Origin of the sequence: Arthrobacter sp. 24S4-2 (assembly GCF_005280255.1) — a bacterium.
Taxonomy (GTDB): Bacteria; Actinomycetota; Actinomycetes; order Actinomycetales; family Micrococcaceae; genus Arthrobacter.
Genome location: NZ_CP040018.1, coordinates 2596124 through 2618604, shown reverse-complemented (window position 1 = coordinate 2618604; position 22481 = coordinate 2596124). Strand labels below are relative to the sequence as shown.

General features: G+C 65.3%; 21 protein-coding genes and 2 pseudogenes. 6 read left to right on the top strand and 17 right to left on the bottom strand.

What is annotated here, in order from left to right:
- Positions 1-184: 184 nt before the first annotated feature.
- On the bottom strand, positions 185-1111 hold the full coding sequence (gene lgt, locus FCN77_RS11925; RefSeq protein WP_137322431.1) for a prolipoprotein diacylglyceryl transferase: 927 nt from the start codon (positions 1109-1111) through the stop codon (positions 185-187).
- The gene (locus FCN77_RS11920) at positions 1108-2544 is read right to left on the bottom strand and encodes a DHA2 family efflux MFS transporter permease subunit (protein WP_137322430.1); all 1437 of its coding nucleotides are present in this window, start codon (positions 2542-2544) and stop codon (positions 1108-1110) included. Before FCN77_RS11920 ends, lgt begins: the two co-directional genes overlap by 4 nt.
- Before the next feature lie 197 nt (positions 2545-2741).
- Here FCN77_RS11920 and FCN77_RS11915 point away from each other — a divergent pair, with 197 nt between their 5' ends.
- Positions 2742-3269: a MarR family winged helix-turn-helix transcriptional regulator gene (locus tag FCN77_RS11915; protein ID WP_137322429.1), complete on the top strand. Its 528-nt coding sequence runs from the start codon at positions 2742-2744 to the stop codon at positions 3267-3269.
- A gap of 407 nt (positions 3270-3676) precedes the next feature.
- Here FCN77_RS11915 and FCN77_RS11910 read toward each other — a convergent pair whose 3' ends face one another.
- The 8 genes and pseudogenes from FCN77_RS11910 to FCN77_RS11875 form a co-directional block, all read right to left on the bottom strand.
- On the bottom strand, positions 3677-3970 hold the full coding sequence (locus tag FCN77_RS11910; protein WP_254678967.1) for a hypothetical protein: 294 nt from the start codon (positions 3968-3970) through the stop codon (positions 3677-3679).
- Positions 3971-4053: 83 nt separating this feature from the next.
- Positions 4054-4728 (bottom strand): response regulator, encoded by a 675-nt coding sequence (locus FCN77_RS11905; RefSeq protein ID WP_137322428.1) that lies wholly within the window; start codon positions 4726-4728, stop codon positions 4054-4056.
- Positions 4725-7397: an ATP-binding protein gene (locus tag FCN77_RS11900; RefSeq protein WP_137322427.1), complete on the bottom strand. Its 2673-nt coding sequence runs from the start codon at positions 7395-7397 to the stop codon at positions 4725-4727. The genes FCN77_RS11905 and FCN77_RS11900 overlap by 4 nt, the downstream gene beginning before the upstream one ends.
- A 33-nt stretch (positions 7398-7430) precedes the next feature.
- Positions 7431-8051 (bottom strand): K(+)-transporting ATPase subunit C, encoded by a 621-nt coding sequence (kdpC, locus tag FCN77_RS11895; protein ID WP_137322426.1) that lies wholly within the window; start codon positions 8049-8051, stop codon positions 7431-7433.
- Between the two features lie 10 nt (positions 8052-8061).
- A pseudogene (gene kdpB / locus FCN77_RS11890) lies at positions 8062-10190 on the bottom strand (potassium-transporting ATPase subunit KdpB).
- Positions 10187-11854, bottom strand: a complete 1668-nt coding sequence (gene kdpA / locus FCN77_RS11885; protein ID WP_137322425.1) for a potassium-transporting ATPase subunit KdpA — start codon at positions 11852-11854, stop codon at positions 10187-10189. The pseudogene kdpB and the gene kdpA overlap by 4 nt, the downstream one beginning before the upstream one ends.
- A gap of 7 nt (positions 11855-11861) precedes the next feature.
- The gene (locus FCN77_RS11880) at positions 11862-11960 is read right to left on the bottom strand and encodes a potassium-transporting ATPase subunit F (protein WP_137322424.1); all 99 of its coding nucleotides are present in this window, start codon (positions 11958-11960) and stop codon (positions 11862-11864) included.
- Between the two features lie 274 nt (positions 11961-12234).
- Positions 12235-12846 (bottom strand): hypothetical protein, encoded by a 612-nt coding sequence (locus tag FCN77_RS11875; protein WP_137322423.1) that lies wholly within the window; start codon positions 12844-12846, stop codon positions 12235-12237.
- Positions 12847-13309: 463 nt separating this feature from the next.
- Between FCN77_RS11875 and FCN77_RS26325 the strand changes: the two genes are divergently transcribed.
- Complete coding sequence (locus FCN77_RS26325) at positions 13310-13468, top strand: CocE/NonD family hydrolase (protein ID WP_217496288.1); 159 nt, start codon at positions 13310-13312, stop codon at positions 13466-13468.
- A 41-nt stretch (positions 13469-13509) separates the two neighbouring features.
- Here the strand turns inward: FCN77_RS26325 and FCN77_RS11865 are convergent.
- Positions 13510-14693, bottom strand: a protein-coding gene (locus FCN77_RS11865; RefSeq protein ID WP_137322422.1) for an IS3 family transposase whose coding sequence is annotated in 2 segments (ribosomal slippage) — positions 13510-14432 and positions 14432-14693 — 1185 coding nt in all. Because the reading frame shifts where the segments join, the coding sequence is not laid out codon by codon here.
- Between the two features lie 108 nt (positions 14694-14801).
- Here FCN77_RS11865 and FCN77_RS11860 point away from each other — a divergent pair.
- Entirely contained in the window at positions 14802-15899 is a 1098-nt protein-coding gene (locus FCN77_RS11860) for a CocE/NonD family hydrolase (RefSeq protein WP_137322421.1), read from the top strand.
- Positions 15900-15911: 12 nt separating this feature from the next.
- Here FCN77_RS11860 and FCN77_RS11855 read toward each other — a convergent pair.
- Both FCN77_RS11855 and FCN77_RS11850 read right to left on the bottom strand, forming a co-directional pair.
- Positions 15912-16763, bottom strand: a pseudogene (locus tag FCN77_RS11855) (IS3 family transposase); the annotation flags it as partial.
- 38 nt (positions 16764-16801) lie between these two features.
- Positions 16802-17092 (bottom strand): transposase, encoded by a 291-nt coding sequence (locus FCN77_RS11850; RefSeq protein ID WP_137322234.1) that lies wholly within the window; start codon positions 17090-17092, stop codon positions 16802-16804.
- 77 nt (positions 17093-17169) lie between these two features.
- Between FCN77_RS11850 and FCN77_RS11845 the strand changes: the two genes are divergently transcribed.
- On the top strand, positions 17170-17445 hold the full coding sequence (locus FCN77_RS11845; protein ID WP_175417240.1) for a CocE/NonD family hydrolase C-terminal non-catalytic domain-containing protein: 276 nt from the start codon (positions 17170-17172) through the stop codon (positions 17443-17445).
- A 150-nt stretch (positions 17446-17595) separates the two neighbouring features.
- Positions 17596-18465 (top strand): alpha/beta fold hydrolase, encoded by an 870-nt coding sequence (locus FCN77_RS11840; protein WP_137322418.1) that lies wholly within the window; start codon positions 17596-17598, stop codon positions 18463-18465.
- 27 nt (positions 18466-18492) lie between these two features.
- Here FCN77_RS11840 and FCN77_RS26875 read toward each other — a convergent pair whose 3' ends face one another.
- From FCN77_RS26875 to FCN77_RS11830, 4 genes are all read right to left on the bottom strand, one after another.
- Positions 18493-19137: a hypothetical protein gene (locus FCN77_RS26875; RefSeq protein WP_254678966.1), complete on the bottom strand. Its 645-nt coding sequence runs from the start codon at positions 19135-19137 to the stop codon at positions 18493-18495.
- 217 nt (positions 19138-19354) lie between these two features.
- Positions 19355-19735 (bottom strand): hypothetical protein, encoded by a 381-nt coding sequence (locus FCN77_RS26870; protein WP_254678965.1) that lies wholly within the window; start codon positions 19733-19735, stop codon positions 19355-19357.
- Positions 19735-20004, bottom strand: coding sequence for a hypothetical protein (locus FCN77_RS26865; protein WP_254678964.1), 270 nt, complete (start codon positions 20002-20004; stop codon positions 19735-19737). Before FCN77_RS26865 ends, FCN77_RS26870 begins: the two co-directional genes overlap by 1 nt.
- Positions 20004-20723 carry an ABC transporter ATP-binding protein gene (locus FCN77_RS11830; protein ID WP_137322417.1) on the bottom strand — a complete coding sequence of 240 codons (720 nt, stop codon included), beginning with the start codon at positions 20721-20723 and terminating at the stop codon, positions 20004-20006. The genes FCN77_RS26865 and FCN77_RS11830 overlap by 1 nt, the downstream gene beginning before the upstream one ends.
- 360 nt (positions 20724-21083) lie before the next feature.
- On the opposite strand from FCN77_RS11830, the gene FCN77_RS11825 reads away from it, so the two are divergent.
- On the top strand, positions 21084-22481 hold the full coding sequence (locus tag FCN77_RS11825) for an amino acid permease (RefSeq protein WP_137322416.1): 1398 nt from the start codon (positions 21084-21086) through the stop codon (positions 22479-22481).

Below are 22481 nucleotides of genomic sequence, written 5' to 3'. Positions count from 1 at the left end.
GAGACGATGCCTTCCCGGATGAACGGGGACTTGTCCAGCGACACAGGTACCCGGCCAAACAGGCCGATCGAACTGTTGACGGCCGTTCCCGCCACCGCGGCCCCGGGAAGAAGCAGTCCCGCGGTCAGAACGCCGCAGCGCCCCGGCAACAACGAAGGAAAGGATCTTCCGCCATTGCGAGTCCTTACTGAGCATCGGCATTTTCCTTCGGTGTCGACCTTCGTTTCGGCCCCCGGGCGGACGACGGCGGTTGCCGGGCGGCGCCGGCGGGGATGGCGACGGACCGTCCGCGGCGGAACAGCAACACAAATGCGAGGGCCCCTGCCAGGAAGATCAGTGCCGCGACCCAGGTGTTCACCCGGAGCCCCAGGATCAGGTTGGCGTAGTCGGAGCGCATCAGTTCAAAGGCAAACCGTCCGGCCGTGTAGCCCGCAACGTAGAGCGCGAAGACGCTTCCGGCGCCGAGGGTGAACCGCCGGTCCAGGTACAGGATCAGAAACCCAACCGCCACGCACCAGACGGACTCGTAGAGGAACGTGGGCTGGAAATAGCCGAGCACCACCGGGGCGCCGGAGGGGTCGGTGAGCGCAGAACCGGTGGCAGCGTCCATTTGGTGAATCTGAAGTTTCCAAGGCAGCGTGGTCGGGTCGCCGTAGAGCTCGTTGTTGAACCAGTTTCCCCACCGGCCCAGGGCCTGGGCAAAGAGCACGCCCGGTGCCACCACGTCCAGGAAGGCAACAAGTGAGACGTCTGCCCTGCGGCAGCCGATCCACGCTCCGAGACACCCCAAGGCAATAGCGCCCCAGATGCCCAAGCCACCGTCCCAGATCGCGAAGGCGTTCCAGGGGTTCCTGCCCGGAACGAAGTAGAGTTCGGGGTCGGTTATGACGTGGTAGATCCGGCCACCGATGATCCCTGCGGGTAGGGCCCACAGGCAGATGTCCAGCACCTGGCCGGGGCGTCCGCCGCGGGCCGTCCAACGCCGGGATCCCAGCCAGATGGCTACCGCGATGCCGGCCATGATGCAGAGGGCATAGAAGTGGATGGTCAGGGGGCCCACATGGAAGGCGCTGACGGTCGGGGACGGAATGAAGGAATCACTGGCAGTCATAGCGGGAAAGGATCCTGTCGGGAATGTTTCGGGGAGGGGGTGGGCGATTGCGGCTCCGGGGCCGGGCCGGACGAATCACCCGGGTCCGGGGCCCTCCCCCGGCCCTGCCGCCTTGTGGCAGGAACTTGCCGGCCAAGAAGCGACAACACGGCGGCGACGACGCCCAGTACGGCAAAAAGTGCCACGGCCATCCGGAAGCCCAGTGTGGAGGGCGCGGGCCCTGCCGCGCCGCCGCTGACGCCGGCGGCCAGCGAGTAGGCGGCGGCGCCGAGTGCGACGCCCAGGGATGTTCCCACGCCCCTGGTCATGTTCAAGACTCCGCTGACCATTCCCGCCTGGTGCTCGTGGCCGGCCGCTGCAACGGCTGCGTTGTTAGCCGGGGTGAACAGGCCCAGACCCAGTCCCATGACGGCAAGGGCGGCACCCATGACCCACAGGTTGCCTGACGAAAGGCCCAGCATCACCAGTGCGGCCGCAGTCAGGCCCATGCCGGCAGACGTCGGCAAACGGACGCCGCGCCTGTCCGCTATCTGGCCCGCAACGGGCGCCGCCACAGCCAGTGCGACGGGAAGGACCGTCAGTAGCAGGCCCGCCTGTGCCGACGGAAGGGAATGCGCCGATTCCAGATACAGCGGTGTCACGAACAGGACCCCGAAGAGCACCAGATAGCTCAGCAGTCCCGAGGCGATGCCTCGGCTGAACGTTCCGGCCCCGAACAGGGACAGGTCCACCAGCGGGTAGGGCGTCCGGCGTTCCTGTAGAACAAAGAAGACGAAAAGAATCAGCGACGATGCCAGCAGGGCCAGGACAATCAGGCTGGCAAAGCCGAGCCTGGAGGCCTCGGTCAGCGCCAGAAGCAGGGTCCCGACGGCGGGCATCAAAAACACCAGTCCGAGCCAGTCCATCCCGGTCCGGGGGGCCTTCACACGGGTGCGTGGGAGGAGGAACCAGCCCAGCAGCATGCCGATGATCCCTGCGGGGATGTTGACGAAAAACACCCAGCGCCACCCGCCCGCGCTGATGAGCAGCCCTCCGACCGAGGGGCCCATGGCCAGCCCGACGGCCTGCGCCGCACCCTGCAGGCCGATAGCCTTGCCGAGCTTTCCAGCCGGCATGCTGGTCCGGATCAACGCCACGCTGTTGGCCTGGAGCATGGCCGCGCCCACCGCCTGAACCGCCCTGGCCACGAGAAGCCAGGTGATGTCGGGGGCAAGCCCACACGCCAGCGACGCGAGCGTGAACAGGGCGAACCCGTAGACGTACAGCAGCTTTCGGCCCAACATGTCGGCCAGACGGCCAATAGCGGAAATACTCCCCACCAGCACCAGCAGATAGATCAGCGCCACCCACTCAACCTGGGAAAGCGGAGCGTTCATGTCGGTCCTGATGCTCGGAACCGCCAGCGTCACGATGCTGGCGTCCAGTTGCCCCATGAACGCACCGATGCACACCGTCGCCACGACCAGCCACGGCGCTCCTGGCCGCCGACGGACCCAGTCCGGCCTCGCAGGCTCCTTGAACAGCCCCCTCGGGAGGACTGTCTTTCGACGCCCGCAGGAGCGGCACGCACAGGAATTGGTTCGGTCACAGAACTATTCTATACAGCGACCTATCGCGATAAGCTGGCCTCATGAACACGGCCGAGGTATCTGTACGGGAACCCGGGGCGGCCCAGACCGGCGCGGATGCCTGGTCATTGACCGGCGCCATCACCCGGCTGCGCCGGGTTCTGCGTTCGAGCGTGCGGCAGGAGTTTCCGTGGGAGTCCCTGCCCATGGCCCAGGTCGAAATGCTGCAACGTCTGGCTGATGAACCAGGCCTGGGCGTCAGTGGACTTGCTGCGCGCCAGCGCCTGGCCACCAACACCGTGAGCAACCTGGTCCAGCAGATGGTGACTTCCGGTCTTGTAGAACGCATAACCCGCCCCGGCGATCGGCGGTCCGTAAGCCTCAGCCTGAGCGCCAAGGGAACGGACGTGCTCAGCGCCTGGCAGGCAGCCAACGACCGCCGGCTCGGCTTCGCCCTGCAACGGCTGCCCAAGACGTACCAGAAAGCCATCGAAGGCGCCGTGCCGGCCCTGGCCGCCCTCGCGGCCCTGCTGGAAACGGACGACCAGATCCGGGACGGCGGACGCACAGGTACAGAGACCGACCCATGACAGATCAAGGGAGGGAGAGTCCCGGACCAACAAATACTGGCCCGTCCTCCTCCTTGACATAGCAGCGATCGCCGGCCTCATCTTCCTGGCCCTGACGCCGCACGCCAGCCTCTCGTGGGGGTTCCTGGCCGCCCTCTGGAGCATTGTGGCGGCGCTGCGGGCCCTCAACGAATACAAAAGCAAGCGAAATACGGCCACGCGATAACAAGCTGGGTGGCCCTGCCGCCTATAACATCGCGGGCCGGGCGACCATTCCAATTTGCGGCCATGGGGAATCTCCAGCCCTTCATAATCGGGGCAGGATCCATCAGCCCCATCCCAAGGATTATCGACGTCGGCTGACAGAACGTCCGTCGCCGCCAAGTAAAACAGTCCCCCGATTCGGCGAGGGCGGATGTTGGCGCGACTCAGTGAGCTTTGGGCGTTTCGCCGTTCCCGACCGCCTCGATCCAGTCGACGGCCTCGTCCGAGAAATAGAATCCCGACCGGCCGCTGTGACCAACCCACCAGGCATCAGTGGCGACGGTCCCTCCGGCGTTTGTGATCTCAGCGACCATCACGGCCGGGACCGCGTCGCCATTGTTCTTAATCAGCCATGCCTGGGTTGACGGCTTAAGCTTCGGCCACCATTGCTCGATACTCATGGCCGCAGCCTGCCACTTCAGCAGCAATTGCACGACCCGGCAGTGGAAGTCTGTCATTCGTCGGCAAGCAACCGCCGGAGCAAATGGGAACCTGATGGATCCAAGCCTCCGAAGCCGCCGTCCGCCCAGTCATTGGTTGATCACGGCTGGAATCTGTAGCCGATGCCGGCTTCGGTGAGGAGGTGGCGGGGGTTGGCAGTGTCGGGTTCGAGTTTGCGCCGGAGCTGTGCCATGTAGACGCGCAGGTAGTTGGCTTCTTTGGCGTATCTGGGTCCCCAGACTTCGGCGAGCATCTGCTGTTGGGTGATCAGTTTTTCCGGGTTTCTGACCATGAGTTCGAGGATGTTCCATTCGATGGGGGTCAATCGGACGTCATTCCCGTCGCGTGTGACGCGGTGTTTGACCAGGTCCACGGTGAAGGCGTCAGTGTGGACGACAGGTTCGGCTTTGTGCTCGACCGTCCTACGCAACAGCGCGCGAATGCGGGCGAGGAGTTCGTCCGGACCGAAGGGTTTGGTGATGTAGTCGTCGGCGCCGGCGTCGAGTGCCTCGACCTTGTCATCGGAGGTGTGGCCGGCTGACAGGACGAGGATGGGGACCGGGTTCCAGCTTCTAAGCTGTTTGATGACTGTTGTGCCGTCGATGTCAGGCAGGCCGAGGTCCAGGATGATCAGTGCCAGCGGGTGGCGGGTGGCTGCGAGAAGTCCGGATTCCCCGTCAGCGGCGGTGGTAACGGAGTAGCCGTTGGCTTCGAGTGTGATCTTCAGGATTTTGAGCAGGTGCGGGTCGTCATCCACGACCAGGACGGCGGTCATGGTGTCTCTGTCCGTGATGGCTGTAGGGGCAGGGCGTGTGTCCGGCCGGCGAGGAATGACTGGGGAAGCACCGGGGCCTGCCCGTGCATGTCGTCTGTGGTTGTGCCGGTGGAGAGCCTGAGCCGGATGACCATGGTAAGCCCTCCTCCTGGTGTTTGTTCTGCAGTGAGGGTGCCGCCCATGGCTTCTGTGAATCCCTTTGCTACGGCCAGGCCGAGGCCGACACCGCTCGTTTGAGGGATATCGTCGAGCCGTTGGAAGGGGCGGAACATTTCCAGGACACTTTCCGCCGGCACTCCCCGGCCGTGGTCGATGATGCGGAGTTCACCGGCCGGGTGACCGGCCAGGGTTTCGTTGCTGAGTCCGCCGGCGGTGCCGACGACGACGATGTCGGAGCCGGGAGCGTATTTGATTGCATTTTCGACGACGTTAGCGATGACTCGTTCGAGCATTCCGGGGTCGGCGTCGATTTCCGGCATGTTGGGTGGCAGGTCGACGCGGGCGCGGCCTGCATGGGTGCCGTGCAGGGCTGCGGGGATCACGTCGTACCAGCGCACGGGCCGCAGAAGGGGTTTGGCTGCGTCGGAGGTGATTCGGGACATGTCGAGCAGGTTTCCCACGAGATGGTCCAGCCGGTCGGAGCATTCGTCGATGGTCTGCAGCAGCTCGTGTTGCTGTCCGGGGGTGTAGTGCACGCCCTTCTGTAGGAGGCTGCCTACTGCGAGTTTGATTCCGGCCAGCGGGGTGCGGAGATCATGGGATACGGCGCGCAGGATGGAGGTGCGCATGGTGTTACTCTCGGCGAGGCGGAGGACTTCTCTCCGGCTGGCGGCCAGTTGCAGAAGCTCAAGCTGGGCGGCGAGATGCACACCGAACACCGCGAGCAGCCGTCGTTGGCTCCCCGGCAGGGGGCGCCCGTAGAGCACCAGCTGCGTTGCCGGATCTATTTGTTGGGAATTTTCGGTCCGGATGTCCTGGGCTGCCGAGGCGGGGTCGTCGGTTGCCGGAGTGGGTACATCGCCGGCGTGGGCGATGATTTTCCAGTTCTTTTCGGGGTTCCGGGCCGTGGCGCCGGCGGTGTCGTACAGGGCAGCTCCGCGCATGTTGAAGACGTCCAGTGCCTGCTGCAGCAGGTCGGCGACGGTGTCTTCGGAGGTCGCCGTGCGGCGGGTAAGGTCCGACAGCGTCGTGGCTTCGGCGCGGGCGCGGGCGGCCTCTTTGGAGCGGCGGGCCGAGAGGTCCACGACGACGGCGACGGCGGCGGAGACGCCGACGAAGACCAGGAGGGCGAGGACGTTCTGGGGGTCCTGGATGGTCAGGGTCCGGAACGGAGCGGTGGAGAAGTAGTTGACCAGCAGGCTGCTCCAGAGGGCGGCGAGGATGGCAGGCCAGAAACCGCCGATGAGGGCCACGGTGATCGAGCCTGTGAGCTGGACGAGTACGGCGGTGGCGACGTTTGGTTCCGCGTTCAGGCCGAGCAGCCATTGCAGCAGCGCGGGCAGCACGATTGCCAGGATGAAGCCAGCGGCGACCCGGGTGCGGCCGAGGTCGCGTTGGCGTTGCGGGCCGGCCCCGCGTCCGCTTAGCGGGTGGGAAACCATGTGGACGTCGATGTCTCCGGAGTCGCGGACCACTTTGGTGCCGATGCCCCCGCCGAGCAGGCCATCGAGGACGGATTCGAGTTTCCCGTGCCTGGAGGTGCCGACGACGATCTGGGTGGCGTTGACGCTGCGGGCGAAGTCAAGGAGGGCGCCGGCGGGGTCTTCTCCGGCGACGATGTGGTAGCTGCCGCCGAGGTCCTGGATGAGGCGGCGTTGGGCTTCGAGTGCCTGCGGTGATTCGCTGGCAACTCCGTCGGCGGCGCGGACGTGGACTGCGAGCAGGTCCCCGCCGTTGACCCGGTTCAGGATCCGGGCGCCGCGGCGAATCAGGATGTCTCCTTCAGGGCCGCCGGTCAGCCCGATCACAATGCGTTCGCGGGCCGGCCAGGTGGCTTGGATGTCGTTTTCGGCCCGGTATCTGGCCAGGCCCTCGTCCACCCGGTCCGCGAGCCACAACAAGGCCAGTTCGCGGAGTGCGGTCAGGTTACCCAGGCGGAAGTAGTTCGAGAGCGCGGCATCGATCTTGTCCGGGGCGTAGATCTTGCCATCCCCCAGGCGCTGGCGCAGCAGCTCCGGAGAGATGTCGACCAGGTGGATCTGGTCGGCCCTTCGCACGACGTCGTCCGGAACGGTTTCGGCCTGGCGCACGTCCGTGATGGAGGCGACGACGTCGCCGAGGGACGCCAGGTGCTGGATGTTCACTGTGGACAGGACGCTAATGCCGGCGTCGAGAAGTTCGTCGATGTCTTCCCAACGTTTGGCGTGCCGGCTGCCGGGGATGTTCGAGTGGGCGTATTCGTCCACGACGGCGGTGCCGGGTGCGCGCCGGATGACAGCGTCCAGGTCCATTTCGTCGAACTCGGTGCCCCGGTATGGCAGACGCCGGGGCGGGATGATCTCGAGCCCTTCCATAAGCGCACGGGTCTCCGCGCGGCCGTGATCCAGGGCGAAGGCGACGACGACGTCTTCGCCGCGCTTGAGCAGGCGGTGGGCTTCCTCAAGCATTTCGTAGGTTTTGCCTACCCCGGGGGCGGCCCCAAGAAATATCCGCAGCGTTCCACGTGCCATGCCGTCATTCTTCCACTTCAGTGACGACAGGGGTCACTGTTGGGTGCCGGACTGCGCCGCTGAGCCCACGTCAAGGTTCAGGGCTGTGACATTTACGGACTGCTGGCCCAGGAACGCCTCGAGCCCGCTGCTGGTATGCCTCGCGACGAGGGCCTGGACGGCCTCGGGGCTCAGCCCGTGGGCAGCGGCGACACGTGGTATCTGAAGCCGGGCGTACTCCGGGGAGATATGTGGATCCAGCCCCGATCCGCTGGCCGTTACGGCGTCCGCGGGAACGTCCCTTTCGTTGATGCCTTCGGATTCGGCGACGGCGGACCGGTTTCCGGCGACGGCGTCGAGGAGATTGGGATCATTGGGCCCAAGGTTGCTGGCGGAGGACGATGCCGGGTCCCATTTCACCGCCGAGGGCCGGGCATGGAACCACCGCGGATCCTGCACGCCCGCGTCGTCCGCGGATGACTGAACGATCAGGGCCGAGGCCGCCGGGGCGCCGGCGCTGTCCTTGATGATGGAGCCGTTGGCCTGGTAGGGGGCGATGAGCTGCCCGGCTCCAAAGACGGCCAGGGGATAGGCCACGCCGAGGACCAGCGTGGCGAAGAGCAGGAACCGGAGGGCGGTGCCTGCCTGCCGGAGGTAGCCGGTGAGAGTGTTCATGGGGATCTTCCTAGCCGATTCCGGGGATGAGGGAGATTATCAGGTCGATGATCTTGATGCCGATAAAGGGGGCGATGAGCCCGCCGAGCCCGTAGATCAGCAGGTTCCGGGCCAGCGCCTGGTTGGCAGAGACGGCACGGTATTTGACTCCGCGGAGCGCGAGCGGCACCAGGGCGATGATGATCAGGGCGTTGAATATCACCGCGGACAGGATGGCCGAGGACGGGGTGGCCAGGCCCATGATGTTCAGCAGGCCCAGCCCTGGGAAGGCGGCGGTGAACAGGGCCGGGACGATCGCGAAGTACTTGGCGACGTCATTCGCTACCGAGAAGGTGGTCAGTGCGCCGCGGGTGATGAGCAGCTGCTTGCCGATGCCGACGATGTTGATGAGCTTGGTGGGGTCGGAGTCGAGGTCCACCATGTTGGCGGCATCCTTCGCGGCCGGGGTGCCGGAGTTCATGGCGACTCCGACGTCCGCCGCCGCCAAGGCCGGGGCGTCGTTGGTGCCGTCGCCGGTCATGGCCACGAGCCTGCCTGCGGCCTGCTCTTTTTTGATCACCGCGAGCTTGTCCTCCGGGGTGGCCTCGGCCAGGAAATCATCGACGCCTGCTTCGGCGGCAATGGCCTTGGCGGTGATGGGGTTGTCGCCGGTGATCATCACGGTGCGGATGCCCATTTGCCGCAGTTCGGCGAAGCGGGCGTGCATGCCGGGTTTGACGACGTCGGCGAGGTGGACGGTTCCCAGGACGTCCGCCCGGCCGTTCCTGTCAATCTGCGCCACGAGCAGGGGTGTGCCGCCCAAGGCCGAAATTCCCTTGACCCGGTGGTCGACTTCCGCCGGGGTGTGGCCGCCGTATTCGGCGACGAATGCGGCCACCGTGGAGGCGGCGCCTTTGCGGATCTGCAGCCCGTCGAGGTCCAGACCGCTCATGCGCGTGCTGGCGCTGAAGGGGACCACGGCATATTCACCGGAGCTGCGTTCGAGTGTGGCCAGATCGGATCCGGTCACGCCTTTGTCAGCGGCAAGATCCACGATGGACCGTCCCTCGGGGGTTTCGTCGGCGAGGCTGCAGATCCGCGCCGCTTCGATGAGTTGGGTCCTCTCCACGTGATTGGCGGGGAAGAAGTTGACGGCGCGGCGGTTGCCGTAGGTGATGGTTCCGGTCTTGTCCAGCAGGAGCGTGGTGATGTCCCCGGCGGTTTCCACGGCACGCCCGGAGGTGGCCAGCACGTTGTGCTGGACCAGGCGGTCCATACCGGCTATGCCGATCGCCGGGACCAGCGCCCCAATGGTGGTGGGGATCAGACAGACCAGCAGGGCCACCAGCACGATTGGTGACGGTGTGGCGCCGGCCAGGGAAGCGAACGGGGCCAGGGACATGGTCACGGCCAGGAACACGATGGTCAGGGACACCAGAAGCACGTGAAGTGCGATTTCGTTGGGGTTTTTTGCCGGACAGCGCCCTCGACGAGCTTGATCATCCGGTCAATGAACGTCTGTCCCGGCTCGGCGGTGATGCGGATGACAATCCGGTCCGAGAGGACTTTTGTGCCACCGGTGACGGAAGACCTGTCACCGCCGGATTCGCGGATGACAGGCGCTGATTCACCCGTGATGGTCGATTCGTCGACGCTGGCCAGCCCTTCGATGATCTCGCCGTCCGAGGGGATGACGTCCCCGGCTTCGCAGATGACGATGTCGTTGAGCCGCAGCTCCGTGCCCGGGACCTCTTTGGTGGTGCCGTCAGGCTGCCGGAGCCGGGCCTGGACGCCTTTGCGGCTGGCGCGGAGGCTGTCGGCCTGGGCCTTGCCGCGGCCCTCCGCGATGGATTCGGACAGGGTTCCGAAGAGGACGGTGAGCCACAGCCAGGCCGTGACCGCGATGCCGAACACCGACGGCCGGTAAAGGGAGATCGCCGTACACAGGGCAGCCCCTACCAGGACGGTGAACATGACCGGGGAATGGATCATCTGCCGCGGGGAGAGTTTCCGGACAGCCAGGGGCAGTGCGGCGATGACGCTGGCGAGCGTGAGTTTTGCCGGGGCTTTGGTGTGGTGTTTGTGTTCGCCGTGGGTGCCGAGGGGGTTGCCGTCGGCGTAAGTTTCGGCGGCGGCGGTGTCCGTCCGGGACGGTGTCATTTGAGGAGTCCTTCTGCAAGGGGCCCCAGGGCAAGGGCCGGAAAATAGCTCAGCGCGGTCAGGACGACCGTCACGCCCAGGAGCAGTGAACCGAACAGCCATCCGTGCGTGGGAACGGTTCCGGCCGATGCCGGGATGCGTTGTTGCCGGGCGAGGGACCCGGCCAGTGCAAGGACAAGGGCGATGGGCAGGAAACGGCCCAACAGCATGGCCAGGCCCATCATGACCGAGAGAAACGGGCCTGAGGTGGTGATGCCGCCGAACGCGGAGCCGTTGTTGTTGGCCCCGGAGGTGAAGGCGTAGAGCACTTCGCTGAACTGGTGGGGGCCGGTTGACGGGGCGTTGGTCATGATGTCCGGCAGCAGGACGGTGATGCCGGCCAGGGCCAGGACCAGGGTCGGGGTGACGAGGATGTACATGGCGGCGAGCTTCATTTCCGTCGGGCCGATTTTCTTGCCCAGGTACTCCGGCGTGCGACCGACCATGAGACCTGCGATGAAGACGGAGATGATGGACAGGATCAGCATGCCGTAGAGTCCGGACCCGGTTCCGCCGGGGGCGACCTCGCCGAGCATCATGTTCACCATGGCCACTCCGCCTGCCAGCGGCGGCAGGGAATCATGGGCGGTGTTCACGGCGCCGGTGGAGGTCAGCGTGGTGGATGCGGCGAAGATCGCGCCCGGCACGGGCCCGAAGCGCTGTTCAAAACCCTCGCCCAGTCCGCCGGCCGCCGCCGTGGCGGTTCCCTGGCCGGAAGCCACGGCCCAGCCCATCAGCGAAACCGATGCCAGCCACAGGGTGCCCATCACCGCGGCCACTGTGTAGCCCTGCTTCTGGTCTCCGACCATCCTGCCGAAGGCGTAGGGCAGGGCCGACGGGATAAGCAGGAGGAGGAACACCTCGAAGAGGCTGATGAACACATTAGGGTTCTCAAGCGGGTGGGCCGAGTTCGCATTGAAGTACCCGCCACCGTTGGTTCCAAGCTCCTTGATGGCTTCCTGGGATGCGACGGGGCCGCCGGGAAGGGTCTGGCTGATTCCGGCCGCCTGGTTGACGACGTCGGTGGGCCAGAAGTTCTGCACCACGCCGCCGAGGACCATCACCATTGCCGCGACAAAGGCGAACGGAAGCAGGATCCGGAACGACGTCCGGGCCAGATCCACCCAGAAGTTACCCAACCGCTGTGTCCGGGTGCGGGCGACGCCGCGGATCAGGGCGGCGACGACGACGATGCCGACCGCGGCGGAGAGGAAGTTCTGCACCGCAAGCAGAGTCATCTGCACGAAAATGCCCACCGTGGTCTCCGGCGCATAGGTCTGCCAGTTCGTGTTGGTCACAAAGGAAATGGCCGTGTTCATGGCAATCCACGGGTCCACGCCGGATAGGGACCCGCTGCCCGGCAGGACGCCCTGCAGCCGCTGCAGGGCGAACACGGCCAGGATCGAGACAGCAGAGAACGCCAGGACACTGCGAAGGTACACCGGCCAGGTCTGCTCAGTGCCGGCGTCGATCCCGGCAAGCCTATAGAACAGACGCTCGGGCCGGCTTGACGTTTTGCCCTCGAAAACCCGGACGAGGTAAACCCCCAGCGGCTTGTGCAGGGCGGCGAGAACCACCACCAGCGCGGCGACCTGCACGAGGAACGAGGCAGTATTGAACGTCACGTCCTGCTCACCACTTTTCCGGATGGATCAGGACCGCCAGCAGGTAGCCGAAGAGGCCCAGCCCGGCAATCAGCAGGACGAGCCACATGATCGCGTCAGCACTCATCCCTCCCCCGTTCCATCATCGGCGCTTCCGACCATTCCGACCAGAAGGTGACCGGCCCACATCACAAACCCCATGGTGACCAGGAGGATTCCTACCACAGCCATGTCGGCCATTGCTTGTTCCTTTCATGTGCACCCCGTTTGCGGGGCTGATCCCAGTCAAACCCCTCCACGGCGGCACAACCGCGATCCTGACATTTCCCTAATGCCCGGAGGTCGGATCTTGACGCCGTCTTAACGGGCGCGGGATGCCTGCCACCGCAAAACGCCTGCAATCAACGGGCGGGATGGACTTCGACATAGACCACGGGATCCTGCGCCAACCGGGAAAAACGTCGTTTGCGACGCCGCACCGGCCGGTAGGTCCGCCTGAACGGGTCCCGCACCCGGACGTGTTCCAGCTGCGCGGCGCCTGCGAGCCTATCGTCGACCTCGTGGAGGCTCTGCAGCCGTTCCGGAGGGCCATCCATTTCTAAGATCCACGGACCTGGGAACGGGTCGATTACGCGCTCCAGAGCAAGGATTTCGAAAAGGTCGAGCAGCAACTGGTTACGCGTCCCGGGATGGAAGCGCAGGAGTCGATGATTCCGGGATTTCACGCTCCTGGCAGACTCCCATGCGTGACGGAGCCACCGAAATTCCACCGGGCCGAGGGAAGGTCCCAAGACGATGCGCCGGTTGGCGTCAAGGGCCAGACAATAATTGGTTCCGTGGCGGTCAACAATGCTTCGAGCCTCCCCCACAGACTCAAAGCCAGCAAGAAGGTCCTGTTCGGACCGGTAGTAGCTAAAGTCAGCGGTGTCATCGACAGCAATGAAATCGTCGGGGATATCCGCCCGGCCCGGAACGGAAGAGTTGTGCGGCTCAGGCCGCCTTGAGGGGTTCATCGTGGTTCTGCTCCTCCGAAGAAGGGCCGCTGTCCCAATAAGTCCGCAGCAGCCGCTTCCTCCATCGCATCACCGATGGAAACGCCTCGAGCCGGTTTTAACACATTTCATACGCCGGCCCGGGAAAACTTATCGTCCTCCTAACGCCCCTCCCAGAAGTTCCCTCACCTCGAGAGTGGCTGGTATCCGAAGAACATGCATGCTTATCTGCAGCGGCAACTCTTCAAGTACGTCCGCTTCAGCAGCAAGCTTTCTGCCCGAAGTCTGCCTGGTGCTGAAGGCCTGTGTTCGTTTTAGAAGGATCCGGGCGCCCGACCCTCTAGGGAGGTCATCTCATGGGACAAATCGGGGTGAGGCAATGAGTATGTCAGGCCGGCTTCTGGGGTGGCTGCTCGGTCTTCCGCCGGTTCGGTCGCCATCCGTAGGGGTGCAGCGTGATCTGGCGATCCCAGCGCGGGATGGGGTGGTTCTGTTGGCGGACCGGTATTTTCCGGTGACCGATGAGCGGGCGCCGGTGGTGTTGATCCGCACGCCGTATGGGAGGGGGTCAGCCAACGTCCTCGTGTCGCGGCTGATCGCCGAGCGCGGCTACCAGGTCCTCATCCAGAGCCTGCGCGGCTGAGCTGCTGCGGTGATTTCGGACAGCGGAATTAGTGGATTCTTCTACGCTGCCAAGGCTGGCTGTTGATAACCATAGTGGACTTCGTTGGGCCGCCGGTAACCGAGCGCGGAGTGACGGCGCCGGCTGTTGTAAAACCCCTCGATGTAGCGAATGACGTCGCTCCGGGCTTGTGATTTTGTCGCATAAACGGTCCGGTACACACGCTCGTTTTTCAGGGCTGAGAAGAACGATTCGGCCATGCTGTTGTCCCAGCACACGCCGGTGCGTCCCATCGAGGAGCGCATACCGAGGCTGGCTACCAGGGCCCTGAAATCGGTCGATGTGTAGACGCTGCCCCGGTCGGAGTGCCAGATCGCGTCAGGCTCGATCCGGGTTGTGGCGGCGGCGTTCTTGAGCGCGTCGGCGACGAGCTCGGTGCGCATGTGATCGGCGATGGACCAGCCGACGACTTTCTTTGAGTAGCAGTCGATGACGGTGGCGAGGTAGACGAATCCTTGCCAGGTGTGGATGTAGGTGATGTCGCCGACGAACTTCATCCCGGGGCGGTCGGCGGTGAAGTCCCGCTTGAGGAGGTCGGGCATGCCCGCGGCTGCCTCAGCATCAGCCTCGGTGGTGATGCGGAACGGGCGTGGTTGACAGGCCACCAGGCCTTGGTGGCGCATGATCTGCCGCACCAGCTCGGGTGAGCACTCGGTCTGTTCCGCGGCGAGGTCGGCGTGGATGCGCCGGTAGCCGTAGGTGCCCTCGGACTCCTCGAAGAAGTGCTGGATCCGCGCGGTCAGGCCCTGGCGGCGGGCCGCTGTGGCCGATTGCGGGCGGGTGGCCCAGTGATAGAAACCGGACGTCGAGACGGCCAACCAGCGGCACATTTTCACGACCGAATTGAGATTGGCGGGCTGAGCTTTTTGGGAATCGATGAATTCGTACTTGCTCACTACCGCTGCTCCCGCGCGAAGTAAGCGCTGGCTTTTTTCAGGAAGGCAGTCTCCGCCCGCAGCTCTTGAACTTCACGCTCGAGCTCCTTCAGCCGGGCCCGTTCCGACACCGTCAGATCCACCTCCGTGCCGCCGTTGGCCGCCCGGTACTTGACCAGCCAGTTGCGGAGCGTTTCGGGGCCGACACCGTACGCGGTGGCCACGTCCTTGATCGGCTTGGACGTGTTGATCACCTCGCGGCACAGCTCGTCCTTGAACTCCTGGGTAAATCGCTTGCGTGATGCGGTCATGCTGATCTCTACTTTCGGTAGACCCCCATTTTAGGAGGGCCCACTGTCCGAGATCTCTGTGGCAGCTCAGGCACAGGCGGCTCCGGCGGGACCTTCAACGGATTCGAGATGAACCGCGACGACGGGCCGGCCACCATCGACTGGATGCGGGGCCAGGACTGGTTCCCCGGCACGTTCGCCACGTGGGGCTCCAGCTACCTCGGGTACGCCCAATGGGAGCTAGCCTCCCAGCCAATCCCCGAATGGAAAGCAGCAATCATCGACGTCGGCCCGTCGGATTTCTATCACACGTTCATGTACCCCGGCGGTGTCTTCGCCCTCGGCAACGCCCTGGGATGGGCCCAACTGGTGAACAGCATGTTTAGCCCGGACCAATCGATCAGGACCCAAACCATTTCCGCCCTCACCGCCAAAGCCCGGCTCACGCGGGCCGCGAACCAGCTGCCGGTCAGCGAAGCGGACAGGATCGCCACCGGTGAACGAATCGGATACTTCCAGGAATGGATCCGGCATGAGCGTTACGACGAATACTGGGCGTTAATGGATTACCGCCTCAACGCATCCAACATGCCTCCGGTCGTTCATCTGGCCGGAGGGTGGTGGGACTTCTTCCTCCCCAACGTCCTTGCCGACTACGCGGCGCTAAGCCGTACAGACCGATCCGTGCGCTTGTTCATCAGCTCAGCGGCACACGGCCGGAACATGGCACTCCGGGCCTACCAGCGCGACGCGTTCGTTACCCTTGACCGCGCGTTCGGGAACCTCCACCGGCCCGAACCTAACCTGCCGGTCAGGGTGCGGGTCACCGGCACCCGTCGCTGGATCGACCTGCCCGACTGGCCTCCGGCGACCGGACGTCCCACTTCGTGGTACCTGAAGCCTGCCGGAATGCTCGACACACGGCCGGCCCCGTCATCGCCCCCATCCCGTTACGTTTACGATCCGGCCAACCCGACGCCCGCGGTTGGCGGCAGTAGCGTCGGTTTGGGTGCCGGGAGCAAGGACAACCGCACACTCGAAGCCCGCACAGACGTCCTGACGTTCACCAGCAACCGGCTCGAAACCGACCTAGACGTCATCGGCCCCGTCAGCGCGACACTGTACATACGCTCGAGCCTCGAACACACAGACTTCCACGCCAGACTCTGCGACGTGCAGCCAAACGGCCGGTCTGGGGTGTGTCAAGGATGTGAGACAGCCGGTTAGTTTCTTTTTGGGTTAGGCGGCCGCAGGTAGCGGCTGGTTTTTGGTCTTGAAGTTGGCCATTGCTGTTGCCGGCGGCAGCCCATCATTGTTGGTGTGGGGCCGCCAGCGGTTGTAGAACACTTCGATGTAGCGCATGGTCGCCCGGCGGGCGTCCTGCCGGGTGGCGAAGCTGTGGTGGTAGTAGAACTCGTTCTTCAGGGATGAGAACGCCGACTCGGCGACGGCATTGTCCCAGCACACCCCGGTGGCCCCCATGGACTGACGCACAGCGTTTCCGGTGCACCAAGCGCCCATTTCCCGGGAGGTGTATTGGGTGCCGCGGTCGCTGTGGAAAATGGCATCCGGGGCCAGGTGTCCTCGGTCCCGGGCCATCGCCAGCGCGCCCGTGACAAGGGAGGCGCGCATGTGATCGGCCATCGCCCAGCCAACGACCATGCGGGTGCACAGGTCGATGACGGTGGCCAGATACAGCCAGCCCTCGCCGGTACGCAGGTAGGTAATATCCCCGACGAGCTTCGTGCCGGGAGTATCTGAGGTGAAGTTCCGGCCGATGAGATCGGCAAAAACCTTGTCCGGGTCCGAGGGGATGGTCGTGCGTTTGAAGGCGCGCATCCGCTTGGCCGCCCAGCCGTTATCCGCCATGATGGCAGCGACCGTCCCCACGGAAATCTCCACACCCGTGGCGGCGAGTTTGGTGTGGACCATGCGATGGCCGAAGATCCCGTCGGAGGAATCGAACATCGCCTTGACCAGTCCGGTCAGCTCACGGTGCCGGGCAGCCGTCGGTGATTCTTCGTGGTCCAGCCACCGGTAATACGAGGCCCGCGGAATGCCCAGCCGGGCGCACATCCAGGTGACAGGGAATTCGGCGTTCTTCTCCTGAACAAGCCGGTAGAGGTCCTCTACCGTTGTTCTTTGGCGAAGAACGCCGAAACTTTTTTCAGGAAATCATTCTCCCTTTCCAGCTCCCGCAGCCTTGCCTCCATCGCCTTGTATTTCGCGGGATCCACCGGATCATCAGGCTTGCCGCCGGCCCCGGCCTCTCCTTCACGATGCAGCTGAACCCACCGCTTCAGCGCGGTCACGGAGATCCCCAGCTCGGGGGCAACTGAGGCGGGCGAACGGCCAGAGGAAATGACGAGATTCACGGCATCGGCCTTGAACTCATCGGAATAACTGGGACGGGAAGACATGGGCACAATCCTTTCAAACTGTGTCTCACATCAGTAGTACACCTCAGTCACTCAATCTCTGCGACGGGATCATTCGCGTGCACCCCGGAAACGCCAGACCGGACGCTGAGGGAGTCCGGACCGGCCACATCCAGCTCTGGCCGACAGCCCACCGCTTCCGCCGCGGCCACCGCATCCGGCTACAGGTTTCAAGCGGCGCCCACCCGCGCTTTAACCGCAACCCCGGGACAGGCCAGCCGCTGGCCACTGCCCTCGAACTGCGAATCGCCCATCAGGAAATACTCCACGACCCCGAACACACGTCGTTCCTGAACCTTCACGTCGTCTCTCAGCACGGCGGCGGACCCCAGTAACCCATGGGGTACGGGATGCCCAGCTGGGCATCGTGTCCGTACGACAGGGTCTATCAGCCGATTCCTTACCAGTCGAACGCGCGCGGTGCGTGGCCTGGCCCGGTAGCCGGTGCCGGGTGAGGACAGGATGCCCCAACGTAGGCTTGGACCGTGAGCGAGACCAGAGTGGTCCAAACCCGCCTGGGTCCTGTGGAAGTCATGTACCTGCCCGGGGACAAGCCGGCTGTGCTGTTCTTCCCCGGAGGCCATTGCTCTGCGGCCAGCGATTGCGGGTGGAGCCTTTACACGTCAGAGGGGCACGGGGTGCTGGCGTTCTCCCGCCCAGGCTACGGGAACACAGGTGTGGGACGCCTCAATGCCGCCGAATTTGTTCCGGCCGTGGCCGAGTGCTGCGAGGAGCTGGGTATCAACCGGACTGCAGGGGCGGTTGGTGTCTCCATTGGCGGCATGCAGGCCCTTCACGCCGCGTTGGCCATGCCGGAATTGGTGCCCCGGATGGTTCTGCACAGCTGCGCCCCTTCGACGCGGGCGTATCCCGACACGCACCTCGAATCGCTGTTGGGCCCGTTAGTTTTCTCTCCGGCCCTGCAGGGCCTGACATGGGCGACGTTGGCACGTTTGGTTGATTCCGATGCCGGGCTACGACGGATGGTCGGCGCACTGTCCAACAGGTCCGTTAACGAGTGGTGGCATACCTGGTCCGGAGAGGACAAGCGACGGGCACGGGAACTGTTCCGGACGATGCGCTCCGGGAGCGGGTTCGTCAACGATCTGCAGCAGGCCCGACCCGATCGTGCGTCATACCGCCGACTGGTCCAAACCCGGACCAGCTGTCCGACGCTGGTGACCGGGTCACGCCATGATGCCGGTGTCTCTTTCGCCCACGCAGAGGACTACGCGGACACTATCCCCGGAGCCATGCTCGTGGAACTGGCCGGGCCCAGTCACCTGTTCTGGCTCGGACCAACGCAGGCACAAGCCCAGGCAGCCGTCACTGACTTTATGGCATCCAATCCCTAACCAGCTCCTTTCGCACACAATGACCCTTCAGGCGGTGAGGTCTCGCCGCTGGATGGAGTAGGCGGCCAGGCCGGTTAAGGCTGCCGCGACGACGGCCAAGCCCAGCGCCCCGGCCGGGTCGAAGGATTCCACGGGCATGGCCGAGGAGTGCCGGAACGGACTCACGTCCTGGAGCCACACCGGCAGGCCGAACAGCTCCCCGAATTCGCCCAGGACGAGCCCGACGGCCAGCATCCCCCACCCCACTGGAATACTGAGCCGCGGTGCCGAGGCGAAGGCCACGGAGGCCGCGGCGAGGAATACCAGGGCGGCGGGAACGTGCGCCAGCGCTGCCGGCACCAAGGACCCGGCGGGACCGTTAACGGTGCCCGAGAGCCCCAGGCCGATGGCGGCAGTAGTACCCGCCGTTCCGGAGACAACGACCGTGGAGGCGGCGGCGATAACCAGGTTCACGCCGAGCCAGCGGACCCGGGACACCGGCGCGGCCAGAAGGAGCCCGGCCCTGCCCTCGGCCTCTTCTGCGCGCATCCGCAGCACCGCCTGAATGCCCGCAGCCGCCGCGAACACCCCGGCCACGCCCAGCAGCGCCGTGATGAACACATCGATCAGCCTGGCCTGGCCGCCCGGCACGAGCCGGGAAATGAGTTCCCTCAACGGCGCGACACTGGACACGCAAATGACGTCCCTCCGACTCCGGCGCGCTCCCTGTCGCCGCGCTGCGGCAAGAGGCTGGCTCCCACATCCCGCCGTCGCCGGATCAGCACTGCAGCTGCTCCCAGGCCCAGCCCGGCAGCGAGAAGTACCAGAAGCGCGAACAGATCCACGCTGGTGAACGGCCGTGTCCGCTGGCCCCAGCCGATGGGCGACAGTAGCGACGGCCACGCACTCCTCACGTGCAACAGATCCGCCGCCGGGGTTCCCAGAGCGTCGCCGACCCCCGGAGCAGATACGCAGCTCCGACCAGGCCGGCAGCGGCACCGTTCGCGCTCCTGCCCGAGGGCAGGAGCTGGGCCGTGACCGCGGCCAGGCCCACAGAGAACACACCGACAGCACCGACGGCGGCACCGGCCCCCGCGGAGCCGGGAACCGGCAGCCCGGCCGCGACGAAACCGGCGGCGACAAACACGGCCAGCAGCAAGTTCGCGACGGCGCCCAACACAAGCGTCGCGACCAGGGACGCTGCTCGCGGCAGCGGGACCGAGCCGAGGAGTTCGGCCCGTCCGAGCTCTTCATCGGTGCTGGTGTGCCGCACCACCACGAAGGTGCTCATCAGTCCTGCCAGGACAGCCGTGAACGCGTAGCCCTGGAAGAACACGGCTGCCCGACGCCGGTGCCGTCGGGCAGGCCGCGGAGGAAGAGGAATGCCGGGTTCGATGCTGCCAGGGTCAGGATCGCTGCCTGCGAGGGCTCATCGCCGAACTGAGAGGCGACGGCGCTGGAGGTCGCGAAGCCGAGCAGTGTGATACCCAGGATCCAGACGGGCAGCGTTACCTGGTCCCTGTGTGCCTGGAACCGTGCCAGCTGCACCACGCCGGGCATCACTGGACCTCGCTGCCGTTGCGGTCGCTGTAGCGGCGCAGGAACAGCGACTCCCGGGAAGGCGGTGCGACCGTGAGTCCGCTGATCCCGGGCTCGGCGATGCCGGCCAGGACAGCCCCCAGCTCGGCGGCATCGGCGTCGACCTCGGCGGCCGTGCCATCGATGCTGATCCCGTGGGTGACGCGCTGGATTTGGCGGCGGAACACGGCATCCATCACCGGGTCCAGGCCGGCGCTGGGTTCATCCAGCAGATACAGCCCGGCGGGACGGGAGAACGCGGCGATCAGGGCGACCTTCTGCCGGTTGCCTTTCGAGTATGCGCGGGCCTTCTTCCGTGGGTCGAATTCGAACTCCTCGATGAGCTCACGGCGCAGCTTCCCGTCCGCGCCGCCGCGCAGGCCGGTCAGCAGATCGATGGCTTCCCCACCGGAAAGATTCGGCCACAGACTCACATCACCCGGAACATAAGCGATGTCCCGGTGCGTGGCGACAGGGTCGGCCCAGGGATCCTTGCCGAAAACCCGCGCCGTACCCGCGGTGGGACGGATCAGCCCGAGAAGCACCCTCAGGGTGGTTGATTTGCCGGCACCGTTGGGGCCCAGAAAACCGTGAATTTCACCGGCGGCGACGCTCAGGTTCAGGCCGTCCAGTGCCCGTGTCCTGCCGAAATCCCTGACAAGACCTAGGGTCTCGATGACAGGTTGTGTTGCTGCATTCATGAGCCGGCCGCTCCTCAGGTCATCACGCGAACACCCGAGGCGGTCGCCGGGGCGTTTCGCGGGCAACGCCCACGGGCCGACCAGGCTTCCCGGCTCTCCGATCCACAGCATACAAGCACCCGAACGGCCGGGGAAGACCAGCACACACGCCTCCGGCCCGGAGGAGTGCGCAACACGGGGCCAGACCTGTCACGGGGGTGCAGCGCCCCGGACCCGGCGGCGTTAAGGATTCGTAAAGACTCCCCCGCCGCCGGCGGCGCGCGGGATTGCCGGTGTTAGGCTCCGAGATGGTCTGGCCAGTCCGGCCGGGTCACGGACTGGTATTAGCAGGCCGGGCCGACGAGAGGAAAGGACCATCCGATGCCGGCACCTGAGAGGGTAGCCCCCGGCGGCGGACTCGCCGGAGCACTCCGTTCCCGGACAGCCTTACTGCTGGCATTCTCGTTTGCCGTGATGGCAGACCCCGTGTCTTCAGTCGCTTACGCGATTGAAGCAGCTCTCCGGGCGCTGAACGGTGACCTGGCCTTGCTTGTGCCCACGATGGTTCTCGTCGTGGCGATCATCGCCCTGGTGATCCTCAATTACCGGCAACTGGTGATCCGCTATCCGCAGGGCGGCGGAGCGTCGGCAGCAGTCGGTGAAGCCTTCGGGGACCGCTGGTCCTTCGTACCGATCGGCGCGCTGGTGGTCGATTTCGTCCTCACGATCGCCATCAGCGTCTCTGCCGGGGCGTCAGCGGCTATCGCCTACTTTCCCGCGCTGGCGCCCTGGCGGCTGCTGCTCGCGCTGGGCCTGGTTATCCTCGTCGGCGCCGGGACGTGGTTCGGGCATCTGGGGCGGCTGGTGTTCGCCGCAATGACTGTGGGATTCATCATCGTATCGATCCTCGTTCTGCTCTACGGCCTGGGCGCCACCCCGCAACCGGTAGGAACGATCACCGACACACCCGGACATCCTCCGGTCATCGCCGTGATACTGGCCTTCCCCGTGGCCATGGCCCTGGCCACGGGCGTGGAAGCCCCGTCGTCCGCGATCGCCCAGCTGGGCCAGCTGGATGATGCCGGCCGGAGCCGATTCGGGAGGGTGACGCTGTGGCTGACTCTCGCCATCGTCGGAGCGATCACTCTGGGCCTCACCCTAGAAGCCGCCCACCTGCAGATCGGCATCCCGCCCGAGGACAGCACCCAGATCGCTGAACTGGCCCGACTGGCAGCTCCCGACCCGGTCTTTGCCGCCTTCCAGCTCGTTACCGCCCTGCTGCTTCTCTCCGCCGCAAGCTCCTCTTTCCAGGCAGGACCGGGCCTGCTCAAGGCCCTCGCCCGCCACACCAACAGACAGGGCGATACCGTCGGCATCCTACCTCCCGCGCTGGGACACACAAACACCCACCACACGCCCTACTGGGGGGTGGTGCTGTTCATCGTTCTGGCATGCGCCGTTACCGCTGCAGCCGGCGGCATCGACCAGGAACTTGTGCTTTTTTACGCCGTGTCGGTTTTCCTGAGCTTCCTGGCCGGTCTGCTTTCCATGGCCCTTTTTTCCAACCGTGAGGGCCGCCGCGGCTACCTCATCATGAATATTGCAGGCGCCGCGGTGGTGGCGTTCACCCTGATCGCCAACCTCTCCCGGGGCCTGCCGCTAATCAGCCTGGCCGCGGCCCTGATAATCGCGGCCGTCCTGTACGGGGCATGGGTCAGCGCCGGACGGCCGCGGGGTATCCGCAACGTCGCAGCAGAAGCCGAGGAGATGTCCGAATGA

Bases quoted from the DNA above. Each gene is read 5' to 3' on its own strand.
- FCN77_RS11920 (WP_137322430.1), bottom strand. From the start codon at position 2,544: ATGGGGCAACTGGACGCCAGCATCGTGACGCTGGCGGTTCCGAGCATC.
- FCN77_RS11880 (WP_137322424.1), bottom strand. From the start codon at position 11,960: ATGAGTGCTGACGCGATCATGTGGCTCGTCCTGCTGATTGCCGGGCTG.
- FCN77_RS11900 (WP_137322427.1), bottom strand. From the start codon at position 7,397: ATGGCACGTGGAACGCTGCGGATATTTCTTGGGGCCGCCCCCGGGGTA.
- FCN77_RS11850 (WP_137322234.1), bottom strand. From the start codon at position 17,092: ATGTCTTCCCGTCCCAGTTATTCCGATGAGTTCAAGGCCGATGCCGTG.
- FCN77_RS26870 (WP_254678965.1), bottom strand. From the start codon at position 19,735: ATGAGCACCTTCGTGGTGGTGCGGCACACCAGCACCGATGAAGAGCTC.
- FCN77_RS11915 (WP_137322429.1), top strand. From the start codon at position 2,742: ATGAACACGGCCGAGGTATCTGTACGGGAACCCGGGGCGGCCCAGACC.
- FCN77_RS11875 (WP_137322423.1), bottom strand. From the start codon at position 12,846: ATGAACCCCTCAAGGCGGCCTGAGCCGCACAACTCTTCCGTTCCGGGC.
- lgt (WP_137322431.1), bottom strand. From the start codon at position 1,111: ATGACTGCCAGTGATTCCTTCATTCCGTCCCCGACCGTCAGCGCCTTC.
- FCN77_RS11910 (WP_254678967.1), bottom strand. From the start codon at position 3,970: ATGACAGACTTCCACTGCCGGGTCGTGCAATTGCTGCTGAAGTGGCAG.
- FCN77_RS11830 (WP_137322417.1), bottom strand. From the start codon at position 20,723: ATGAATGCAGCAACACAACCTGTCATCGAGACCCTAGGTCTTGTCAGG.
- FCN77_RS11860 (WP_137322421.1), top strand. From the start codon at position 14,802: ATGAACCGCGACGACGGGCCGGCCACCATCGACTGGATGCGGGGCCAG.
- FCN77_RS11905 (WP_137322428.1), bottom strand. From the start codon at position 4,728: ATGACCGCCGTCCTGGTCGTGGATGACGACCCGCACCTGCTCAAAATC.
- FCN77_RS11825 (WP_137322416.1), top strand. From the start codon at position 21,084: ATGCCGGCACCTGAGAGGGTAGCCCCCGGCGGCGGACTCGCCGGAGCA.
- FCN77_RS26865 (WP_254678964.1), bottom strand. From the start codon at position 20,004: ATGCCCGGCGTGGTGCAGCTGGCACGGTTCCAGGCACACAGGGACCAG.
- kdpC (WP_137322426.1), bottom strand. From the start codon at position 8,051: ATGAACACTCTCACCGGCTACCTCCGGCAGGCAGGCACCGCCCTCCGG.